This is a genomic window from Sinorhizobium terangae (assembly GCF_009601505.1).
Lineage (GTDB): Bacteria > Pseudomonadota > Alphaproteobacteria > Rhizobiales > Rhizobiaceae > Sinorhizobium > Sinorhizobium terangae.
The window spans coordinates 1-3,098 of sequence record NZ_WITC01000011.1 but is presented as its reverse complement, the minus strand read 5'-3'; the positions used below and the strand labels follow the sequence as shown (position 1 = coordinate 3,098).

Below are 3,098 nucleotides of genomic sequence, written 5' to 3'. Positions count from 1 at the left end.
GCGCATTGCTGCTCGAGCAAAACGATGAATGGGCGGTGCAGCGTGCCAGGTACATGACACTTGAGACAATGGCATCAATGAGCGATGATCCGCAAATCAGCCTGCCTGCAGTCGCACGCTGATATCCCCTCCGGCCCGCGCCGGAAAGCACGGCCACTTGCCGGAAGCTACACCACGTCCTGAGACACGATCTCGGCCCGAAATCCGGAAATTCACGGCAAGACCGTCGATGCCGGTGCGATCATGGCCCGCAACAGCATCGGGCATTGGCGACGTCATCTTCACGCTTAGGCTCTGGCTTGAAAGAATCGATTGACGGAATCCGCACTAGAGCTGCGACCGCGGAGCAAAGAAATTTGTGGTTGTCCGGCATTTTGGCGCGGACCAATTCCCGATTTGGGACGTGAGAAGGTCGGCAAGTTGACAATGCGTGCGGTCAGACAACGCGCAAAATCAGAGATTTTCAGGTTGGTACGGCGCTTGCTTGTTCATGATGTCATCCGATCGCATGCGAGAGCGAGACGGATAGTTTGGCTACATTGAGCAAAGGCGGAAATAGCTATGCCGAGAACTGACGTAGAACGATTCGTCAACGATATAGGGAAAAAAGGCAGTCTGCTTGAAAGCCTCAAACCAAGTGCGACAGGTCTCGCGTCGATTGTAGCGATCGGAAGGAGCCTCGACTACAATATCACGCTTGATGAGGTCAAACGTTACGTCCGACTGGACCGCCGACACAAGCCAGTCAGCAAGGATTTCGACGCAACTGCGCGACACCAGCGTGGTACGGGGGCTGCGGCCTTGACCAGCCTTGTAAAGACCACTGCGATGGCAAGTTCCGCTACGGGCGTACCCACGAGCCCTGTGCAAGCCGCAGGAAAGTTCCCGGGCTTCACCGCGGTCGTGCTAGTTGTTGTAGTTGTTGTGATGGTCGCGACCTGACCTCGTCGGATGAGATGATGAGATCAGGCTTCCAAGACGCGTCGTCAAGGGCTCACCTGTACCGTCAGGGCGCACGCTCGCGACATATCTTTGACTTGCGCACGCCGGAGCAACGACGAAAGTTTTCTCACGTCAAGCGCTTCATGGAGCGGCTGGCCGGTGACATGAAGTTCCGCTTCGCGCTTTCGGAGAACGTCGACGCCCCGCGAGCGGTAACACAACGCTACGGCATCGAAGTTGACCCAATGGAGGTGCTGCCGCTGTGGCACGGTGACTACCTGAAATATCGCTTCAAGGCGGAGTCTGCGCCGTGGCCGCCGGCCATGATGTGGGACGAGTATATGGGCGAGATGTTGCGCTATCGCGACATCCTGCGTGAGCAAGGCGAAATGTCCATGATCAACCCTCGCTTTCATGCCTGGCGCGATCGCCAGATCCGGCGCTGTGCGGACGAATTGGGCGGATCGGCGCATTCGATCACGCACCCCGTCATCGCTTTCGAGCTGAGCGACGGCTGCACTGTTGGCTGCTGGTTTTGTGGCCTATCGGCCGATCGCTTCCAAGGCTATTACGACTATAGCAAAGAGCATGCAGAGCTTTGGCGCGGCGTGGTTGGTGTCGCGAGCGAGGTGTTTGGTTCGGCAGCCGGTACCGGCTTCTGCTACTGGGCGACAGATCCTATGGACAACCCACACTACGACCGCTTTTTGCTCGACTACTATCAGATCACGGGTGCATTGCCGCAAACAACGACGGCCGCCCCGCTCAAGGATGAGGCGCTCACCAGGCGCGTGCTCGGACTCTTCAATCTTTATGGCACTACGCCGAATCGTTTTTCCGTGCTGAGCACGAAACATCTCGATCAGATACATATGGCGTTTTCGCCTGAGGAACTGGTAGGCGTCGAACTCATCCTGCAAGGCAAGGGCGGGCCGACCGCAAAGGCGTTCACCGGGCGCGCGCGGAAGGAGAAGCTCACGGTCGCCTTGCCGGAAGGTTATCCGACGACGATTGCCTGTGTTTCCGGCTTCCTCGTAAATATGCCCCAGGGACGTATACAACTGGTGACGCCGGTACCTGGTAGCGAACGCTGGCCTCTCGGGTACCGTATCGTGGCGCAGCGTCTCTTTCGGACGCGGGACGAATTCCGGGAGGGAGTGCAGAGCATAATGGATCAGCATATGCTCGATAGTCCAGCCCCGCACCTACCCATCCGCTTCCGCAGGGACCTGCAGTACGAAGCAGGGAACGGGTACTTCGTTCTCCGCTCGCGTAGCAGCGAACACCGAGTGCTCGACGACGTCGCTCCGATTTCCGTCGGTGATCTGATCGCGCGCGGCAACTGCACAGCCTCGGAACTGGTTATGCGGGTCACGACGGACGGAACGAGGATGCTCGCAGTCGCCGACCTTCTCGATCAGCTATACGCGGCCGGGGTGATCGAAGAGGACCTCGATGATCGCTTCGCTTGGCAGACCAGCGACGGGATGGAGGGCCACATCGAAGCGGTCTGATACTCCGATCTCCCGGATGCGCGTTATCATTTCGTTTCCCATTGAGGTGCTGCACGACGTCGCAATGAACGACCTGCGCATCTTACCAACTGGCAGTGTGCCGTGGCGACGGCACCTGTGGGAGCAGTTATACTAGCTAGTGCCCGTCCATAAACGCCTGTTTTTGTGGGATTTTCAAAGGTTTTTTGCCGACTGACGCGTGTTTCTTGGACGGGTGATGGCGCAATGCCATGCAGGTTATCACCCGAAGAGCGATCTGGCGGCAATGGGTCATGGGGTATCGGCCGACGCTCGCCGGGGTTGCTCTGAACACTGCCAGATAAGGGGAGTCAGGTGGGCCGGAGGCGGGCGAAGAGGGAGAGATTGTAAGCGACCACCGAGGACCAGACATAAGCCTTGAAGTGGTCGAGGCCGCGCCAGGTGCAGCGCCCCAAGCCATAAGCGCGTTTCAGGCAAGAGATGCCGGCCTCGATGCCGGCGCGGAAGTTTCTGAGCTTGCGATAGACCCAGCGACTCCTGACCATGTCTTCGATCTTGAGACCGCGCTTCTTGTGGAAGGCCATGTCGCGTATGCCGCAGGCTTTGGCTCCGCTCAGATTTTCGCGGCTGGCATAGCCGCCGTCGGCCGCCGCCTGACGCGGC

At 58.7% G+C, this 3,098-nt stretch carries 3 protein-coding genes; 2 read left to right on the top strand and 1 reads right to left on the bottom strand.

All coding sequences use genetic code 11. The features are described 5' to 3' along the window. Nucleotides 1-561 precede the first annotated feature (561 nt). Both GHK62_RS01290 and GHK62_RS01285 read left to right on the top strand, forming a co-directional pair. Nucleotides 562-942, top strand: a complete 381-nt coding sequence (locus tag GHK62_RS01290; RefSeq protein ID WP_153436561.1) for a hypothetical protein — start codon at nt 562-564, stop codon at nt 940-942. A gap of 17 nt (nt 943-959) precedes the next feature. Then, nucleotides 960-2,456 (top strand): radical SAM family RiPP maturation amino acid epimerase, encoded by a 1,497-nt coding sequence (locus GHK62_RS01285; RefSeq protein WP_167528123.1) that lies wholly within the window; start codon nt 960-962, stop codon nt 2,454-2,456. Between the two features lie 329 nt (nt 2,457-2,785). On the opposite strand, the gene GHK62_RS01280 is transcribed toward GHK62_RS01285, so the two are convergent. Next, nucleotides 2,786-3,098, bottom strand: a 313-nt coding sequence (locus GHK62_RS01280) for a transposase (protein ID WP_153436559.1), incomplete at its 5' end; no start/stop codon positions are given.